Source organism: Undibacterium hunanense, from assembly GCF_014284335.1.
Classification (GTDB): Bacteria; Pseudomonadota; Gammaproteobacteria; order Burkholderiales; family Burkholderiaceae_D; genus Undibacterium; species Undibacterium hunanense.
This window is the reverse complement of the sequence record NZ_JACOGF010000008.1, coordinates 278,894-295,114: the sequence shown is the minus strand read 5'-3', so window position 1 is coordinate 295,114 and position 16,221 is coordinate 278,894. Positions and strand designations below refer to the sequence as shown.

Sequence of the window (16,221 nt, the reverse complement as noted above, 5' to 3'; positions counted from 1 at the left end):
TTTTCTTTCGACAAAAAGTGGACAAATATGAATTTTTGTAATAGTTTTTTTTAAAAAATTACGATTTGTAATGATATTTTTTGTCTTTTAATCGTTTTTTGTGTATTGTGAAGCCTAGACGTGTTGATATTTGAGTAATTGGAGATTTCTATGGATTGGGTCGGCGGAAAATGGTTGGTAGAGAAATACCAGATCAAATTAGCCCAACGCCTGCGGGTGGAAAGCGTCATCGGCAAAAGTCGCAAGACGAGTTCGTCTGCAGAATTGACCGCTCAAGAATTTCCAGAAGGGTTCCGGTCAGCAGAAACCCTGCCCGGAAATCTGACCTTCATGTTCAAATATGAAGAAATGCATTTCGAGTTGCTGTCGCGATTGTTCAACGCAATTGATCAGACTGAGCTTGAAGCGTGGATTAAAAGCGAATCGACAGGCGCTTATGCACGCCGTGCCGGATTTTTTTTCGAATGGTTTACTGATCGCCAACTGAATGTCGATGACCTAAGTCAGGGCAACTATATCGACGCCATCGATAGCAGCGCGTATTTCTCTGCGCCGCAACCGGAGTCGGTAAAAAGATGGAGAGTCCGCAACAATCTGCCTGGTACGCGAGACTTCTGCCCATTGATCAACATCACTGATAAAGTTCAATCCGCACAAAATTATGATTGTGCTGCTGCATTGACCGGTCTGGAGGTGAAGTTTGGGGCGGAGGTCCTCTTGAGAAGCAGCGTTTGGCTAACGATTAAGGAAAGCCGCGCCAGCTTCGCTATTGAACATGAGGAAAATCGCGAAGACAGAATAAGGCGTTTCGCGGTGGTGATGGAAAGCCGCTGCGGAGAACTGGACAATCCACTGTCTCTACTTGATTTAGAAAGACTGCAGGCGGAAATATTAGGTGAAAATGCGCTGACATATGGCGTGCGCCAATCGCCAGTATTTGTCGGGCATTCAGTCGGTTATCGCGAGGTGGTGGACTACATCGCACCGCATTGGGAAAAAGCACCAGCGATGCTAGGGGGACTCAGCGACACGCTGACCAGAACACAAGGCACTTCACCCATTGTGCGTGCGACGATTGCTTCCTTCGGCTTTGTCTATATCCATCCGATGGCAGACGGTAATGGGAGAATTTCCCGATTTTTAGTGAATGACATCTTACGTAGAGACAATGCTGTACCCAAACCGTTTATATTGCCTATTTCAGCAACGATCACGCATTCAACGACAGCCAAAGCAGGATATGACCAGAGCCTGGAGGTATTTTCCAAAGATCTGATGAAGGCTTATGCTGAAAACTTCAGCTTTGGTCAATCGGAAACCTATGGCGATGGGATTGAATCCAACTTTCACTTCAGCGCTTATGACCATGCCTTACCAGCCTGGCGTTACCCAAACCTGACATCCCAAGTGGAATACATGGGAAAGGTAATCCGGCAAACCATTGAAGAAGAAATGCGCGATGAGGCATTGTATATGCGAAATATTCACCGGGCCAGGCGTGCAGTTAAAAAGATTATTGAAGGCCCGGATGCAACGATAGACCGGATAATTAGTAGCATCTGGACCAATAAATTCGTGTCCAACAAACTGCGAAAGAAGTTCAGCATATTTGAGGATGAAGAAAAATCCAGCAAGATTGTTCAGGTGGTATTGCAGGCTTTTCGTACCGACCCTGAGGAAGGTCTATTTGACGATGAAGATGGTGATGAAGATAGTGACGAAGATAATGCATCCCTTGTTTATCGGCGATGACAATGTATGGATTTTTATGCGATATAAAAAGGGTGAACGCTCAAAAGCTCGCCACCAAACTATTTTCAGTACAATTCTGGATATCGGGATAAGCCATAGATCCCCGACTTATGCAAAAATTATCTCCCGATAACAAAGCCAGGCCACTGTTCAATTTCTTGCGTATTTGAGATACACACCCATGACAACCTATGCTCCCACACAGACATCCACTATTGGGAAAAGCGTTCAAATCAACAACATGGAAATGTATTACGAGGAATACGGTGCCGGAAAGCCGCTGCTGCTCTTGCATGGGTTTGGCGGTTGTGTGCAGAACTGGTATCCGTTTATTGGCACGCTCGCCGAACACTATCGGCTGATCCTCGTGGATCTGCGTGGCCATGGCCACTCAACCAATCCTGATAACAAGTTCACGCATCGGCAGGCGGCCATTGACGTGTTTCTCTTGCTTGACAAGTTGGGGGTGGATCGCTTCTCGGCCATGGGGTTGAGTACTGGCGGGATGACGCTATTGCATATGGCAACCAGCCAGGCCAGGCGCATTGACGTCATGGTATTGATCAGTGCAACTACACATTTCCCCGAGCAGGCAAGGATCATTATGCGCAGGTCTTCGTTTGGCACCATGCCCCAGCCAGTGCGGGACATGTACCGGGAATGCGCAAAACGCGGTGACGAACAGATTCGCCAACTGATTACGCAGTTCAACGCGTTTCACGAAGACTATGACGATATGAATTTCACACCACAAAGCTTGTCAGGCATCACCGCACGCACGCTCATCGTACACGGTGACCGCGACGCTTTCTTCCCTGTTGAAATTCCGGTGAACATCTACCGTTCCATACCGGATGCTGCCTTATGGATTATTCCTGGTGGCGATCACGTGCCTGTTTATGATTCTGCGGTTCCATTCACTTCAACGGCTTTGCGATTTCTTGATGGGGCAAATGGCAAGTAGCATTCAGTGGCCAGTATTCAGACTATTAAAAGATAAATTATCTTTTAAACTCGGAGAAAATATGACTAATTCAACCCTGCTGGAAACAATCGGTACGCTCAAGAAACTTGACGATATTCGCAACGGGATGGAGATTAATTTTGGTGGGAACGAAAGACCTCGTTTGGCGGCATTGCTTTTTGATTTGGCATATGAACACTTTAGGGCGATTGTGACCTTGATCGATCATAGTATGCCATCTTCCGCAGCCGCACTTATACGAGTAATCCACGAGACACATCTTCGAGGGCTGTGGATAGCCTATTGCGCTACAGAAAAGCAAATAGATGCATTCTTAAAAGATAAATTAGAACTGAAAATGCATGAAATGATTAAAGAGATTGAAAAGGTTGATGAATTTAACATTGGAGTGTTCTCTGATATTCATAAGACATATTGGGGAACGATGAATAGCTACACCCATTCCGGAATGTTTCAGGTAAGTCGTCGATTGACAGATGTAGATATCGGGCCGAATTTTACCGAAGAGGAAAAAAAAGATGTCCTTGAGTACTCACTAATGATTGCTAAACTTAGTGTGTACGAGTTTACAAAGTTAGCGAACGATCCTCCACGATTAGAGCTTATCGTACAGTTGATATCGAACCACGATGTGTAGACAGTAATATTGGATATTACTCATAAATTAGCTGAAAGTTCGTCGCAGCCTTACAAAAACGTGTCGTTTTTTTTGGGTGGCTATGCGGAGCAGTCAGGGGAATGTGAATTCAGGGTTTGCCAGCATTGGCGCGGACTACCGGTAGTGTTGTGCCGACACGTTGACGGCTTGCCCTTTGTCTTGCGCTTTTGGTGTTGACCATGAGCAGGGGGTTGATGCTGGCGAGCGGGGCCAGGCTTTGTATCCAGTCGATACGGCCCAGTGCTCTCAATACTTTCAGCAAAGTCTTGACGGTAGCGCCTTTGCCACCTTCCAGGTTTTTGATGGCAGTCAGGCTGATACCCGCCTGGCTGGACAGGGTTTCTCTATCCATGTTCTTTTGCAGGCGCAATTGCCGCACATGCTCACCCAGGGTGATTTCGTATTCTTCGGTATTGCTGATGATGTTCATAACAGTCTTAAATAAATATTTTAATGTAAAAATTAAGATTAAAAGTTCTTTTTAAGTCTATTATAGTTTGTTTTTTTGATGTTTCAATGAAGAATATTAAAAGTTCTAAATAAGTCTTTTGTGTTTGATTTTAATATTTAAGAGATTTAAATAAGGCTTTTAAGTATTATTGATGATAATTTTAATGATCATCAATCTGCTACTGTCGGCAATAAGCTTTCACGCTTTTTCTTGCTCAGACCAGACAGGGCTTTCTGGTAGGAATAGCTGATCAGTTCACGCAGATATTCTTCCGGAAAATGTTCGACCTTGACGATGGTGATCCAGTGAAATCGCCCCATATAACGTGCCGGTTTGACGCCGGGGGTGTCGGTCAGTTCCAGAAAACGATCGGGCGACACCCGCACGCTGAAGCGCCATTGTTCCGGCTCGCTGGTCTTGAAATAGGCGAAGGTTTTTCCTTCAACGCCATACACCAATATGTTGCTGGGCGCACCATGCAGTTTTTCTTGCGCGCCGATAAAGGCTGCGCAATGTTTTTTTAATGCGGCTAGTTTCATGGTGATTTGATTTTTAATGGATTACGGTAGCGGAATGATAAACTGCTTCGGGGATTGGGGTAGTCGTCAGCTTTTCTGGGCAGGCAAGCTGAGAGCCTCAGAGTAGAAATAAAAATGCTGAAGGCAGGCAATGAAAAAATTCGTATTGTTGGCAGCCAGTCTGGCTGCGGTGTGCTGTCTGGCGGTCGCGCAATCAAACATCAATAAGTCGACCGGCGCAGTGGTGATGCTGCCCGCCCAGGCTTCACCTTATGCAACTGAAGGTGAACGCGAACAACTGCATTTGCCAGGGCCCGAATACCGTTCTGGTGATGGCTGGTGGGCCTTGAGTTGCAAGATCAGTTGCCAGTTGCAGCCAGCCAGGCTGGCGGTGTCGGCCAGGCCGCATCCACAATATGATGGTGACCCTGTGCCTGGACAGGTGCTGCGTTTTGCGCCGGCCAGTACCGATTTGCCGTTGATGTATTTCAAACCTTTCCGCGCGCCTGCAACAGCTTTACGACTGCAGGCCGGGCCTGTACCTACCTATCATCCGGGAGCCTTGTCACGCCTGAAGCCCGCAAAAAATACCAAAGGGACGATGGAAGCGGAGATCAGTTTGCCAGACGGGCAGACCGCACGTCTGGTACCCACCTTGTTGCTGCCGCCTAAAAACAGTAAAACTGAAGAGCCCGGCCAGAGTATGCTGGTACTGGATCTGGTGATGGGCAGCAAGCGTCAGAGTCTCGATCAGTTCAGTTTTGGCATTGATGGAAATACGCCTGTCAAAGCCAGCGAATTTGTGCGCTGGGCTGGGGATCTGGATGGAGACGGTCGCCTTGATTTGCTGGTGCAATATGATTATGCGGGTGGCACCGTGCTGGTCTTGTATCTGTCTTCAATGGCAGGTCCGGATCAACTGGTAGGTGAAGCAGGGCGCTTTACTTATTATCCTATCGATGTTGCCGGGTGCTGATGATGAGAATTGTATCCGTGCTGACCTCTTCCCCTGCATTGCGACTGGCCGGTTTGCTGTTTGCCCTGCAATCGGCGACACCGGTGCTGGCAGATTTTCCTGCACCACCACCGCTGGCCCGCGAGCAACTGCTGATGAAGCAAGAGACGATTCTTCAGCAACTGGCCGCACCGCTACAGATGGGGGATGGCAGCGCACTGTTTTTCAATGTGGGATCAGGGCGGCAGGCGGTGCGCGTGTACCCCGAACAGCCAGAACGCAACCAGATCATCAAGCTCGATATCAAGGGCGCGGCAAATGTATCGGATAAGCCCGACAGCCACGGTGCCGCAGTCAGCGAAGCCGGTGCCTGGCTGGTGGGTGCGGGCGTGGAGTTGCTGCGGCCTGATGGCAGGATCATTCGTGGCAAACTCAGTGTGCCGCGCTTTGGCCCCAGGGTCGTGGCGCTGGCGGACGGCAGCATCATGGTGGTGGGTGGACGTAGCTGGCCAGACAGCAAGGATATGTCCAATACCGTGCGCGTTGAAAGACTGTGGCTGGATGCGAATGAGCAGATACAGTCTGAAATCTTGCCACCCCTGCCTGTTGCTGTTGGTAACAGTGATGGAAGTTCTGGGTATCGCCTGCTGCACCTGGGCAAGGGCCGGGTGATGTTATGCGGGGCAAAATATTACAGCGATAATTTTTTGTATGAACCGCAGGAAAAGCGCTGGTATGCGCTGCCGGAATTTGGGCAGCAGCGTGTCGGACCTGCGCTGAGTTTGTTGCCGGATGGCCGTGTCTGGGCTACCGGTGGTAGTAGTGGTAATGGCGGTGGAAATAGCGGTGGCAATGCGGCATCTACCAGTGAAATTTGGAACCCCGCAAGCAGGAAATGGACGCCAGGCCCGGATTTGCCTGTGCCCATGATAGAGCACAGCAGCGTCATGTTGAATGAAGCACCTGGCCGCAAGGCGACCGTGTTGCTGGCTGGTGGCTATTTCCCGTCTGTGTTGGCCTGGCACCCTGGCGATGTGGGTGACAAGCCTGTGCTGGTGGCCCAACATGCCATGCAAAGGCAAGGGGCGGCCCTGATCCCGCTGTCGAATAATCGCCTGGCCGTGATTTCCGGTCGCCGTGCAAGACCAAATTCGGATGAATCCTGGGGGCGTCGTTCAGAAGGCATGAGTATCGTCCCGCTGGACCTGAACGCCAGCGGTAAGCGCGATGCCGCCTGGATCATGCAGGTGGATGGTGGTGTTGCAGAACACAAGGGGCAATTGATATTTGCTGGTGGGCAGCTGCGCCACAGTTTTACCGGCAGTGAAGATGCCGTATCTACCCGGCTGCTGGAAGTGGTGCAGCTCGGCACCGGTCTGGTACGCAGTCTGCCAGCTTTGCCCGTGGCTGCCGACAAGGCGCAACTGGCCTGGCTGAATGATGGAGAATTGCTACTCCATGCTGAATCGGGTGAAGGACAGGATATGCAGTGGCTGGGTGTGCTGAATGCCAAAACCGGTGCCTTTCGCCGTTTACCAAAACTGCCCAATTTTAGCTATACCATGTCTGATGGTGTTCACAACCGTATGCGGCTGATCGGCGCACAGGCCGGGCGCGGCTGGCTGGTGGGGGAAAATGCCCAAGTGTTGTGGGTCAGTGCTAAGGGTGTGGAAGTCGCACCGCGCCTGCAACGGCAGCGTGTACAATTTGTTGGCCGTGTCCTTGGTGATGGCCGTGCCATAGTGGCTGGTGGCGAGGTCGAGTCAGAAGTCGTGGCAGCCCGACCCGCAGATTGCGTGAATTGCGCACCGGTCTATATCGGTTTTGGCCCCAATCTGCCAGCCAGACGGTATGAAATTTTCAACCCCGGCGACAATAACTGGAATACATCAGCACCGTCACGCGGCGTGGGTGGTAGCCATGCCATACTCGCCGATGGCCGCGTCATCAAGGCTGGAATCTTGACTGAAAAAATCAGGGATGCAAAAACGCCGGATAAAATCGAAGAAGTACGTCGCCCCTTGCTGGAACTGTCCAATCCTAATGGCACAGCCTGGCGTACGCTGCCCTGGCCAGATGGACTTCAACCCAGGGATGGAGACAGCATTCAACTGAAAACGGTCATTAATGAAGATGTCTCAGGAATGCCATCGCCCTATGGCAGTTTTGTTTTCCTGGGTTTGCCAGGCAACAGTAATAGCCTGACGCAGTGGTACTGGACGCGTGAACCAGGCGCTGCCGACCTGCGATGGTTGCCGCTGACCAGCAGCATGGCGCCTTTTGGTTTCATCAGTAATGAGGTCGATTTAAAAACTACTACCGCCGATGGCAAACACCTGTTTGCCATCGGCGGGCATGCCGGGGTAGCTGTGGTTGCGCGGCCATGAACATCAGTTCAAATCAACTCAACTCACTTCAGGGCTTGACGCAGGCTGCGGTATTCCAGCACCGCCAATACCACAACCGCTGCTGCCTGGGCCAGGATGAACACCATGCCCAGGGTGGTGGGGCTGAACCATAGCTCCATCGTCAGCAGGCTGGCGATGACCCAGCCTGCATTGCCGATGATGATCAGCCAGACCAGCGCTGCCGGTGGTTGCGCCTGCGTACCGATACGGCTGGTCAGCAGCATCAATGCCGCACAGGGGAAGAGGGCGACGCCGGCCAGTAGCACAAAATCTCTGGGCAGGCCCAATAACTCAGACAGCAAGCCAGACGTGCTGATCAATAACAAGCCCATGGCGACACAGGTGATGGCATCAAACATGAGAATTTTTCGTAACGAGATACCGGCAGCAGCCTGGCTGGCAGTAGAAGCATTGTCAGTGGATGTTGGGTTTGACATGGTGCTGGACATGATGGATCTCCAATTTCAGTTGAGGGGATTGCAGTGTCCCTCTGACAGTGCAGCAAGTCGATTACCTCAGAGGTAATGGAATTCATTTATTGGTCGGTGCATAATTTGACCATCGCCAACAGGAGACAGCCGTGACCATAGCTACCACTAACCGTGCAAGTACCGCCACCAAGGCAAACAGCGCTAGCCATCACGATGGCAGTATCGGCGGCGTCGGTTCACTGATCCGTGAATGGCGCACCCTGCGTAAATTAAGCCAGATGGATCTGGCGCTGGATATCGACATCTCGCCACGGCATTTAAGCTTTGTCGAAACCGGGCGGTCCATACCCGGCGCTGACTTGCTGATGCAGATTGCAGCGCAACTGGATGTGCCCTTGCGTACCCGCAATACCTGGCTGCTGGCGGCTGGTTATGCGCCCCGTTATAGCGAGCAGGGGCTGGATTCGGCACGCATGGCGCAAGCCAGGGCAGCGGTGCAGCGTCTGCTGGATACGCATGACCCTTACCCAGGCGTGGCGTTGGACAGGCACTGGAATGTGGTCTTGCATAACCAGGCCGCCGCTGCGCTGATGGCTTTGCTGCCTGCCTCTTTAAGCGCACAGCCGATGAACATGTTCCGCGCCAGCCTGCATCCACAGGGTTTTGCCGCTTACACCCAGAATTTTGATGAATGGGGCAGCTACCTGCTGCAAGTCTTGCAAAGGCTGATGTTGAACGCCCGCGATGAAAGCATTGTCGCCCTGGTGGAAGAAATCAATACCTACCCAAACGTACAGGCCCTGAAACAATCAGCGCCTGGTAGTGCCATGGCGGCAGCTACAGAGCCAGCCTTGCTGGTACCCTGTGTGCTGGATTTGCACGGCCAGCAATTGTCCCTGTTCACCACCCTGACCACCTTCGGCAGCCCGCGTGACATTACCCTGCATGAACTGTGTGTGGAATTGTTTTATCCGTCTGACATGCAGACGGAGGCATTTTTGAAAGGGCGGGTTTGACAATATCGCCTGCATGGTCTGATGCGGTAAAAACTTTGTTATGATGCTTTTTCTGACTTCATTTGTGAGGAAAAACCATCATGTATAAACTGTACGGTCTGTGCCAGTCCGGCAATGCCTATAAAGTCGCTTTGTTGCTGCAAGCCCTGAACCAGCCGTGGCAGCCTGAATTTGTGGATTTCATGAATGGTGTTTCGCGTGAAGTAACATGGCGTGAAAACAGTAATGAAATGGGGGAGGTGCCGATACTGGAAGATGGTGATTTGCGTCTGACACAATCTGGCGTCATCCTGACTTATCTGGCCGATAAACATGGTGCCTATGGCGGCACGACAGCAGAAGAAAAGCGCGACATCCTGCGCTGGATCTTGTTTGATAACCATAAGTTCACCAGCTATTTTGCCAGCTACCGCTTCATGAAAGCCTTTGGTCCGACGGCGCCAGATACGAATGTCATGGCCTGGTTGCGCCCGCGTATCGACAATGCCTTCCATATTGTTGACAAACATTTGGCCAGCCGGCCCTATATGGTCGGTGACAGTCCGACGATTGCGGATATGTCCCTGTGTGCTTATTTGTTCTTCCCGGAAGAAGAATCAGGCTACCCTGTTGCCGGTCGTTTTAATCACATCAGTGCCTGGCTGGACAGGCTGCGCACATTGCCGGGCTGGGCTGATCCGTATGCCTTATTGCCGGGTGAACGCATTTTGCCTAAATGGTAAATTGCTGACGTTGGTGGCGTGCACAGATCAACTGGCGCGCCACCAGTTTTGCTTCATGGCTGAACAATGACTAGACCAAATCTCAAACATGTTGGACTGAAAGCAGGGGGGCTTGCAGTAGTGCTGGCATGTGTCTGCCCCTTGCTGATGGCAAACCCGGCGGAATCAGCCAATGCACCCCCAAAAGAGGTGCGAATGATACCGAACGTCAAGCCAGTCAGTTCTTTCAATTTTCTGGAAGTGAAAGAACTGGCGGCACGCGGCTATCTGAACGAACAACTGATGATGGCAGAGATGTACGAGACCGGGCGCGGCGTGAGGCAAGACGATGCCGAAGCCTTCAAGTGGATACTGAAAGCAGCACAGCAACGCCATGCGCCATCGCAGAATACAGTCGGCGTCAAATATGCAATGGGTACAGGCACGCCACAAGACATGGTCAAAGCCTATATGTGGTTCACTTTGGGTGCTATGGGCGGTGAGATGTCTTCAATTGAAAATCGTTTCATTGCTGGCAGGCTGTTAAAGCAAGAACAGAAAACACAGGCTGAAACCATGGCGGTTAGCTGTTGGAACAGCAGTTTCAAGAATTGTCCCTGATTACTCATGATTGCCCCTGATTGCCCATGATTCATATTGGCCCGTCCTGTGTTGGCTTCACCGGAGATACGATGAATAAAATAATCAAGCCAGCTTCCATCCTCTTGATGACGGTGCTGGCTGCGTTGATTCAGCCCAGCCTCACCTGGGCAGCAGGCAACGGTAATGAGCCGGCTGCAAAAAAACAGCAGGCCTGGACCCTGGCTGAACTGAAAACCGAGGCAGCTAAAGGAAATGCCTGGGCGCAGAATGATCTGGGGTACCGGTATTCTGTGGGGGACGGGCTGAAAAAGGATGAGGTCGAAGCGCTCAATTGGTATCAAAAAGCAGCACTGCAAGGCTATGTCACCGCGCAATTCAATATCGGCACCATGTTTGAAAAAGGACGTGGCGTGCCGCAGGATTACCTGCAAGCTGTCAAATGGTATCGCCTTGCTGCATCCCAGGGTCATGCTGGCGCGCAGACCAATCTTGGCGTCATGTTTGTGAATGGCACCGGCGTGCCGCAAGACTATGCCGAAGGCATTAAATGGTATCGCCAGGCTGCCGCCAAGGGACAGCCGGTTGCGATGTATAACCTGGCGACCCTGTATGAATCCGGTAAAGGTATCAAACAGGATTTGAAGGAAGCTTTCAACCTGTACCTGCAGGTCGCCGAAAAAGGTGATGATGATGCTCAGTTTTCTGCTGGCCTGATGCTGGACAAGGGCCGTGGCGTGAATCGTGATGATGCCGCTGCCGTGAAATGGTATCAACTGGCGGCAGATCAGGGCAATACCAATGCCCAGACCAATCTGGGTACCATGTATGAGCATGGCCGCAGCGTAAAGAAAGATTATGCAACGGCGATGAGCTGGTACGCAAAATCGGCTGCACAAGGTGCTTCCAGTGGCCAGGTGGGTGTGGGATGGATGCATGAAAACGGTTTTGGTGTGCCGCAAAATTATGCCGAAGCCATCAAATGGTACCGGCTTGCTGTGGCCCAGGGCAATGCCGGTGGGCAGACGAATCTTGGTTATATGTATTCAACCGGCAGAGGGCTGCCGCTGGATGCAGCAGAAGCGGCCAGATTGTACCGCATGGCGGCAGAGCAGGGCGATGCGCAGGGGCAGAACAACCTTGGGTCAAAATATGACAAGGGCCAGGGCGTGGCGCAGGATTTCATGCGTTCATACATGTGGTTCAAGCTGGCGATGGAAGGTGGTAACACCGATGCTGCCAATAACCTGCCTATTGTGAAACAGAAGATGACACAGAATCAGATTGCCCGAGCCGATATCATGGCGGTGGACTGCCGCAAGCGTGACTTCAAGGGGTGTTGAGTGGAGGCTTGATGGCCAGGGATATTGCTCCGGCTTTCTATAGCTTCATCCGCCGTTCCTGCATTGTTGCAAGGAACGGCGAATTGTTGATGACATACAGTATGCCAGGCCAGATTATTACTTGCCTGCTACAACTGTGACGCATGCTGAATAAGGTGAGCAAGCTTTATCAACTTTGATTCGTCAGCTTGAATTTATTACCTTTAATTCACCATCTTTTACTCACCAGCTTTAACTCATATGCCAGCCATGGCTGACGGTAATGGATTGCCCGGTCAGCGCGTTGGAACCGAATGATGCCAGGAACAGCGCTGTCTGTGCCACGTCTTGCACGGTGGTGAATTCGCCATCGACGGTTTCTTTCAACATGACGTTTTTAATGACTTCGGCTTCTGATATACCCAGTTCTTTTGCCTGTTCCGGGATTTGCTTGTCCACCAGCGGGGTACGGACAAAGCCGGGGCAAATGACGTTGGCGCGGATATTGTCTTTGGCACCTTCTTTGGCGACCACTTTGGCCAGGCCGATCAAGCCGTGTTTGGCGGTGACGTAGGGGGCTTTCAACGGCGATGCTTCGTGTGAATGCACTGAACCCATGTAGATGATGGCACCGCCCTTGCCGCCCGCTATCATCGCGCGCATGCAGGCACGGGTAGTGAGGAAGGCACCGTCAAGGTGGATGGCGGTGAGTTTTTTCCAGTTATCCAGGCTTAAATCAACGATGGGGCTGATGATCTGTATGCCGGCGTTGCTGATGAGGATGTCCACGCTGCCATAGGCAGCAACGGCGTCTGCAACGCCTTTATCGACCTGGGCTTCGTCGGTGACATTCATGGCTACAGCCATGGCAGTGCCGCCAGACTGTTCAATTTCTTTGGCGGTGGCGGTGGCTGCTTCCAGCGCCATGTCGGCGATAACGATTTTGGCGCCTTGCTTGGCGTATTCGATGGCGATTTCTTTACCTATGCCGCTGGCGGCACCGGTGATCAGGGCAACTTTGTCTTTGAGTAACATGATGTTTCCTTTATGGATGAGAATCAGGTTTTACTGATTATTTGTTTGCCAAATAGTCGTACACAACGCTGCCATAAGGCAATGTCAGGTCGGCCAGAATATGAACTGCAGAAAGTACTTCACGCACCGGCAAGGCTGACACCGGGGCCAGTGCATGGGGAAACAGATCAAGTGCGCCGGGGCCACCCCAGGCACCCTTGATGGTGATGTCGGTCAGGTTGTATTGCACCAGCTCGCAGATGCGCGGTGTGCCATCCACATGCGGGATAATTTTAAGCAGGAAACTGGGTGTGGCCATGCTGGCTTTGACCTTATCTGTATCAAGCGTAGTATGTTTAAAGCCCATGGTGCCGGTTGCCACACGGATGTCGCTGTAATCCAGGCTGCCCACCAGCGTGTCTTTGTGTACCCGCAATTCGGGTTCGCCCAGTTTTTTAGGAAAGCCCCACAACTCGCGCCCGGCTGCAATCGGTGGGTGATCATTCAGGTACATGCTGTGTACATAACCACCGGCAATCCCATCCAGGGTGACAGGTATCACCTGGCCTGATTCACAATAATGGCCAAAGCCGGTCGAGTCAGGCATGTTGATGAACTCAAACTTGACCACCGGCTCTGTCATTTGCAGCGGTGCGGGAATGACTTTTCTTAATAAATCGGGGTCGGTGCGATAGGTGATGATCAGGTATTCGCGATCAGTGAAACGATAAGGCCCCGGTGGAAAAGCCGAATTGGTATAGGGCATGGCAAAGGCATTGTTGCGGATATCATCTTCTGTCATAACTCGTCCTGTTCTGCTGGAAGTTTGTGAATAACTGGCGGATGGGCACTAATAGGGGTTGGTCTGCACGGGCTGGGGAATCGTTGACCTCATGATTGTCTGGCTGCGCCTTTGTTCAATGGGCGTATCGGAACATGCATAGTAACTGAAGCTTGATTTATTTGTATTTCAGCTTTGTTACAAAGTGTTTGAATGTCGTGTGGTGCGATGGTTAATCTACAGATATTCAGGCGCTTGACCACCAAAATATTCCGGCTTACACTGGTTTCTGATACACGTCATCGTTGCGTCTGGATTGTGTCTGGATTGAGTCTGAATTGTTTCCTCAATGATGTCGTGAAGCGATAAAAACCCGTCAGTTACTGACGGGTTTTTTTATTTTCTGCTTTTGTTTTCCTTGCTGTTTTCTTCTGCAATTTCTGCATCTTCTGCATCTTTCTCTTGGTTTTACCTGCGCCTTGTCGTCGTTGGCAAAGCTTTTTTTTAAACCTGTTTTTCCAATTTTCTTAAAGGAATAAAAATGAAAAACGATCATTTTTTGGCTGCCCTGGGCAGTGTCGTTTTGTTGGCTGCCAGCTTGCTGTTGGCACCCCATGCCAGCGCTGCGGGTTGGAATCTGACTGATCTGGGTGCCTTTGCCGGTGGCTCCAGCAATGCCCGTGGCCTGACACCGGATGGGCGCGTGGCTGGTTTTTCACTGGAAGCCGATGGGCAGCCGTATCCGTTTTTAAGTAGCGGCGGGCAGATCGTCAAAGTGGGCAGCGGTATGGGTGCTACTGTGACGGTGAATGCGCAGGGGCAATCTGCCGGGGCGATATTGGGGGCTGACGGCAGTATGCATGTGGGGCTGTTTGTCGGTCAGACATCCACCGATCTGGGCAGTATTGATGGCGGCATCAATGTTGTATCCCGCATCAACAACAATACGCAAGTGGTGGGATACACCATTCTGGCGAATTACGATGAACGCGCTTTTGTCGCGACCACAAATGGCATCGTGAATCTGGGCACGCTGGGTGGGCGTTTTAGCCGGGCGATTGCCATCAACGGATCGGGCGTCATTACGGGTTATTCCACCACCAGCCCTACGAATAATCTGAATCGCTGTTTTGTGTCGTATGGTAATGGTCTGGTGAATATCGGTTCGCTGGCTTTGACAGGCAGTTGTCTGCCATCCGCTATCAATGATGCAGGACAGATCGTTGGTACGGCCTATAACGGTACTGCATCTCATGCGTTTTTGTATGACGGCTATCAGTTTCACGACCTCGGTACGCTGGGTGGTAACACCAGTGCCGCCAATGGCGTCAACCAACTGGGGCAGGTAGTGGGGCAGGCGCAAACAGCAAGTGGTGACATACGCGCCTTTTTGTATTCAGCAGGCCATATGACGAACCTGGGTTCGCCACGCGCAACGGGTGGTGTCAGCTCTGCCTATGCTGTCAATGGCAGTGGCCAGGCAATTGGTTATTACACTGTTCCGGGTGACAGCACTCGTCGCCCACTTTTGTTCAGCAATGGCAACGTCATCGAATTGAATACATTGTTGCCAGCGCTGACGGAAGTGGATGGCACTTTTATTTACCTCAACGATGCAGGACAAATCGCCGGCACAGGTAAAATCAACGGCGCACGACATGCATTTTTGTTGACGCCTGTTCCTTGAAGTGTATCGTTGGTCGGATGAAAATTTTGAAAATAATGTTGGAAGAAATTTTTTAAATAATTGTTTATAAAATGCTTGTCCGTCAAAATATTCCGACTTACACTGAATTCTGATACACGTAATAGCTGCGCCTAATTTAGATTAGAACTTGAGCCTGCCGAATTTTTTTGGTGGGCTTTTTTTTGTGTCTATTTTTAAATTGATGCAGATACATATTCAAAACCCCGTTGCTAACCCAACGGGGTTTTTCTTTTTAGGATAATCATGGCAACTCCGGTTTCGGTTTGTATAGAAATAGATGAAGACGGCAATATCAGCGTCGGCACACAGGATTCGGCTTCTGTGGATTCAAGTCTGTCTTCGTCTTCACCAGCAATGGGTATGGGAACAGATGCGTCATCTGCTGAGAATGATACTGACGGCACGTCCGGTATGCAGCCGGCAGACAGCATAGACCAGGCTCTGGCCGTGGCGCGTGAACTGTTGCGTAATGCTGCGCAAGCGGGGGCTGCCACTATCGGTGGTGAACCCGGTGGCGAAGGAGCGCAGGATGCGGCGGATGCAGCATTCAAATCACGTCGTGGCGACAAGGCGGGGTTTTGATGATGACGGAAGATGTTGAAGCAATGAATGAAAAAACTGTAAATGAAAAAACTGTAAAGCCGTCCAGCACAGATGTCATTGAAATGTCGGGTGATTTAATGGGGGCAGTGGCGCTGGCCTATGGTTCACCGGTGGATTTTGATGGCGTCACCATCAGTGTATTGCGTGAACCTGGCAGTAACCGCCTGCTGGCCCTGATTGTCAGCCCGGTGGACATGCATGGTGATGAACCGTTTGCCAGGTATCAGGTACATCCTGATCATGTGGCGAAGGCACGCCAGCGTTCGCTGATAGTGCCGGGCTGATTGTAAGCATGATTGTAAGCGTGACAAAGGGGAG

At 51.1% G+C, this 16,221-nt stretch carries 17 protein-coding genes; 12 read left to right on the top strand and 5 right to left on the bottom strand.

The features are described from left to right. The first annotated feature begins 150 nt into the window (after positions 1-150). From H8L32_RS16995 to H8L32_RS16985, 3 genes are all read left to right on the top strand, one after another. Positions 151-1,752, top strand: a complete 1,602-nt coding sequence (locus H8L32_RS16995) for a Fic family protein (RefSeq protein ID WP_222619390.1) — start codon at positions 151-153, stop codon at positions 1,750-1,752. 181 nt (positions 1,753-1,933) lie between these two features. Then, positions 1,934-2,716: an alpha/beta fold hydrolase gene (locus H8L32_RS16990; protein ID WP_186948450.1), complete on the top strand. Its 783-nt coding sequence runs from the start codon at positions 1,934-1,936 to the stop codon at positions 2,714-2,716. Positions 2,717-2,777: 61 nt separating this feature from the next. After that, complete coding sequence (locus tag H8L32_RS16985) at positions 2,778-3,374, top strand: DUF6988 family protein (protein ID WP_186948449.1); 597 nt, start codon at positions 2,778-2,780, stop codon at positions 3,372-3,374. 109 nt (positions 3,375-3,483) lie between these two features. On the opposite strand, the gene H8L32_RS16980 is transcribed toward H8L32_RS16985, so the two are convergent. Continuing rightward, positions 3,484-3,825 carry a helix-turn-helix domain-containing protein gene (locus H8L32_RS16980; RefSeq protein WP_186948448.1) on the bottom strand — a complete coding sequence of 114 codons (342 nt, stop codon included), beginning with the start codon at positions 3,823-3,825 and terminating at the stop codon, positions 3,484-3,486. Between the two features lie 191 nt (positions 3,826-4,016). Continuing rightward, complete coding sequence (locus H8L32_RS16975) at positions 4,017-4,385, bottom strand: MmcQ/YjbR family DNA-binding protein (RefSeq protein WP_186948447.1); 369 nt, start codon at positions 4,383-4,385, stop codon at positions 4,017-4,019. A 130-nt stretch (positions 4,386-4,515) separates the two neighbouring features. Here H8L32_RS16975 and H8L32_RS16970 point away from each other — a divergent pair, with 130 nt between their 5' ends. After that, positions 4,516-5,340: an FG-GAP repeat protein gene (locus tag H8L32_RS16970; protein ID WP_186948446.1), complete on the top strand. Its 825-nt coding sequence runs from the start codon at positions 4,516-4,518 to the stop codon at positions 5,338-5,340. Between the two features lie 2 nt (positions 5,341-5,342). Next, positions 5,343-7,706 carry a Kelch repeat-containing protein gene (locus H8L32_RS16965; protein ID WP_186948445.1) on the top strand — a complete coding sequence of 788 codons (2,364 nt, stop codon included), beginning with the start codon at positions 5,343-5,345 and terminating at the stop codon, positions 7,704-7,706. A 23-nt stretch (positions 7,707-7,729) separates the two neighbouring features. On the opposite strand, the gene H8L32_RS16960 is transcribed toward H8L32_RS16965, so the two are convergent. Then, positions 7,730-8,176, bottom strand: a complete 447-nt coding sequence (locus H8L32_RS16960) for a hypothetical protein (RefSeq protein ID WP_186948444.1) — start codon at positions 8,174-8,176, stop codon at positions 7,730-7,732. A gap of 131 nt (positions 8,177-8,307) precedes the next feature. On the opposite strand from H8L32_RS16960, the gene H8L32_RS16955 reads away from it, so the two are divergent. From H8L32_RS16955 to H8L32_RS16940, 4 genes are all read left to right on the top strand, one after another. Then, positions 8,308-9,174, top strand: a complete 867-nt coding sequence (locus tag H8L32_RS16955) for a helix-turn-helix domain-containing protein (RefSeq protein WP_329605194.1) — start codon at positions 8,308-8,310, stop codon at positions 9,172-9,174. An 80-nt stretch (positions 9,175-9,254) separates the two neighbouring features. Continuing rightward, positions 9,255-9,896: a glutathione S-transferase family protein gene (locus tag H8L32_RS16950; RefSeq protein WP_186948443.1), complete on the top strand. Its 642-nt coding sequence runs from the start codon at positions 9,255-9,257 to the stop codon at positions 9,894-9,896. Between the two features lie 195 nt (positions 9,897-10,091). Continuing rightward, positions 10,092-10,496: a tetratricopeptide repeat protein gene (locus H8L32_RS16945; RefSeq protein WP_186948442.1), complete on the top strand. Its 405-nt coding sequence runs from the start codon at positions 10,092-10,094 to the stop codon at positions 10,494-10,496. 71 nt (positions 10,497-10,567) lie between these two features. Further along, positions 10,568-11,818: a tetratricopeptide repeat protein gene (locus H8L32_RS16940; RefSeq protein ID WP_186948441.1), complete on the top strand. Its 1,251-nt coding sequence runs from the start codon at positions 10,568-10,570 to the stop codon at positions 11,816-11,818. A 231-nt stretch (positions 11,819-12,049) separates the two neighbouring features. Here the strand turns inward: H8L32_RS16940 and H8L32_RS16935 are convergent, their stop codons facing one another. Continuing rightward, a complete protein-coding gene (locus tag H8L32_RS16935) occupies positions 12,050-12,832 on the bottom strand; it encodes a 3-hydroxybutyrate dehydrogenase (RefSeq protein ID WP_186948440.1) in 783 nt (260 codons plus the stop codon). A 37-nt stretch (positions 12,833-12,869) separates the two neighbouring features. Beyond that, complete coding sequence (locus tag H8L32_RS16930) at positions 12,870-13,613, bottom strand: acetoacetate decarboxylase (protein ID WP_186948439.1); 744 nt, start codon at positions 13,611-13,613, stop codon at positions 12,870-12,872. Positions 13,614-14,133: 520 nt separating this feature from the next. Between H8L32_RS16930 and H8L32_RS16925 the strand changes: the two genes are divergently transcribed. From H8L32_RS16925 to H8L32_RS16915, 3 genes are all read left to right on the top strand, one after another. Further along, positions 14,134-15,279, top strand: coding sequence for a hypothetical protein (locus H8L32_RS16925; protein ID WP_186948438.1), 1,146 nt, complete (start codon positions 14,134-14,136; stop codon positions 15,277-15,279). 264 nt (positions 15,280-15,543) lie between these two features. Further along, positions 15,544-15,882 (top strand): hypothetical protein, encoded by a 339-nt coding sequence (locus H8L32_RS16920; protein ID WP_186948437.1) that lies wholly within the window; start codon positions 15,544-15,546, stop codon positions 15,880-15,882. 23 nt (positions 15,883-15,905) lie between these two features. Next, a complete protein-coding gene (locus H8L32_RS16915; protein WP_186948436.1) occupies positions 15,906-16,187 on the top strand; it encodes a hypothetical protein in 282 nt (93 codons plus the stop codon). The last annotated feature ends 34 nt before the right edge of the window (positions 16,188-16,221 follow it).

Bases quoted from the DNA above. Each gene is read 5' to 3' on its own strand.
- H8L32_RS16995 (WP_222619390.1), top strand. From the start codon at position 151: ATGGATTGGGTCGGCGGAAAATGGTTGGTAGAGAAATACCAGATCAAA.
- H8L32_RS16990 (WP_186948450.1), top strand. From the start codon at position 1,934: ATGACAACCTATGCTCCCACACAGACATCCACTATTGGGAAAAGCGTT.
- H8L32_RS16985 (WP_186948449.1), top strand. From the start codon at position 2,778: ATGACTAATTCAACCCTGCTGGAAACAATCGGTACGCTCAAGAAACTT.
- H8L32_RS16980 (WP_186948448.1), bottom strand. From the start codon at position 3,825: ATGAACATCATCAGCAATACCGAAGAATACGAAATCACCCTGGGTGAG.
- H8L32_RS16975 (WP_186948447.1), bottom strand. From the start codon at position 4,385: ATGAAACTAGCCGCATTAAAAAAACATTGCGCAGCCTTTATCGGCGCG.
- H8L32_RS16970 (WP_186948446.1), top strand. From the start codon at position 4,516: ATGAAAAAATTCGTATTGTTGGCAGCCAGTCTGGCTGCGGTGTGCTGT.
- H8L32_RS16965 (WP_186948445.1), top strand. From the start codon at position 5,343: ATGAGAATTGTATCCGTGCTGACCTCTTCCCCTGCATTGCGACTGGCC.
- H8L32_RS16960 (WP_186948444.1), bottom strand. From the start codon at position 8,176: ATGTCCAGCACCATGTCAAACCCAACATCCACTGACAATGCTTCTACT.
- H8L32_RS16950 (WP_186948443.1), top strand. From the start codon at position 9,255: ATGTATAAACTGTACGGTCTGTGCCAGTCCGGCAATGCCTATAAAGTC.
- H8L32_RS16945 (WP_186948442.1), top strand. From the start codon at position 10,092: ATGATACCGAACGTCAAGCCAGTCAGTTCTTTCAATTTTCTGGAAGTG.
- H8L32_RS16940 (WP_186948441.1), top strand. From the start codon at position 10,568: ATGAATAAAATAATCAAGCCAGCTTCCATCCTCTTGATGACGGTGCTG.
- H8L32_RS16935 (WP_186948440.1), bottom strand. From the start codon at position 12,832: ATGTTACTCAAAGACAAAGTTGCCCTGATCACCGGTGCCGCCAGCGGC.
- H8L32_RS16930 (WP_186948439.1), bottom strand. From the start codon at position 13,613: ATGACAGAAGATGATATCCGCAACAATGCCTTTGCCATGCCCTATACC.
- H8L32_RS16925 (WP_186948438.1), top strand. From the start codon at position 14,134: ATGAAAAACGATCATTTTTTGGCTGCCCTGGGCAGTGTCGTTTTGTTG.
- H8L32_RS16920 (WP_186948437.1), top strand. From the start codon at position 15,544: ATGGCAACTCCGGTTTCGGTTTGTATAGAAATAGATGAAGACGGCAAT.
- H8L32_RS16915 (WP_186948436.1), top strand. From the start codon at position 15,906: ATGAATGAAAAAACTGTAAATGAAAAAACTGTAAAGCCGTCCAGCACA.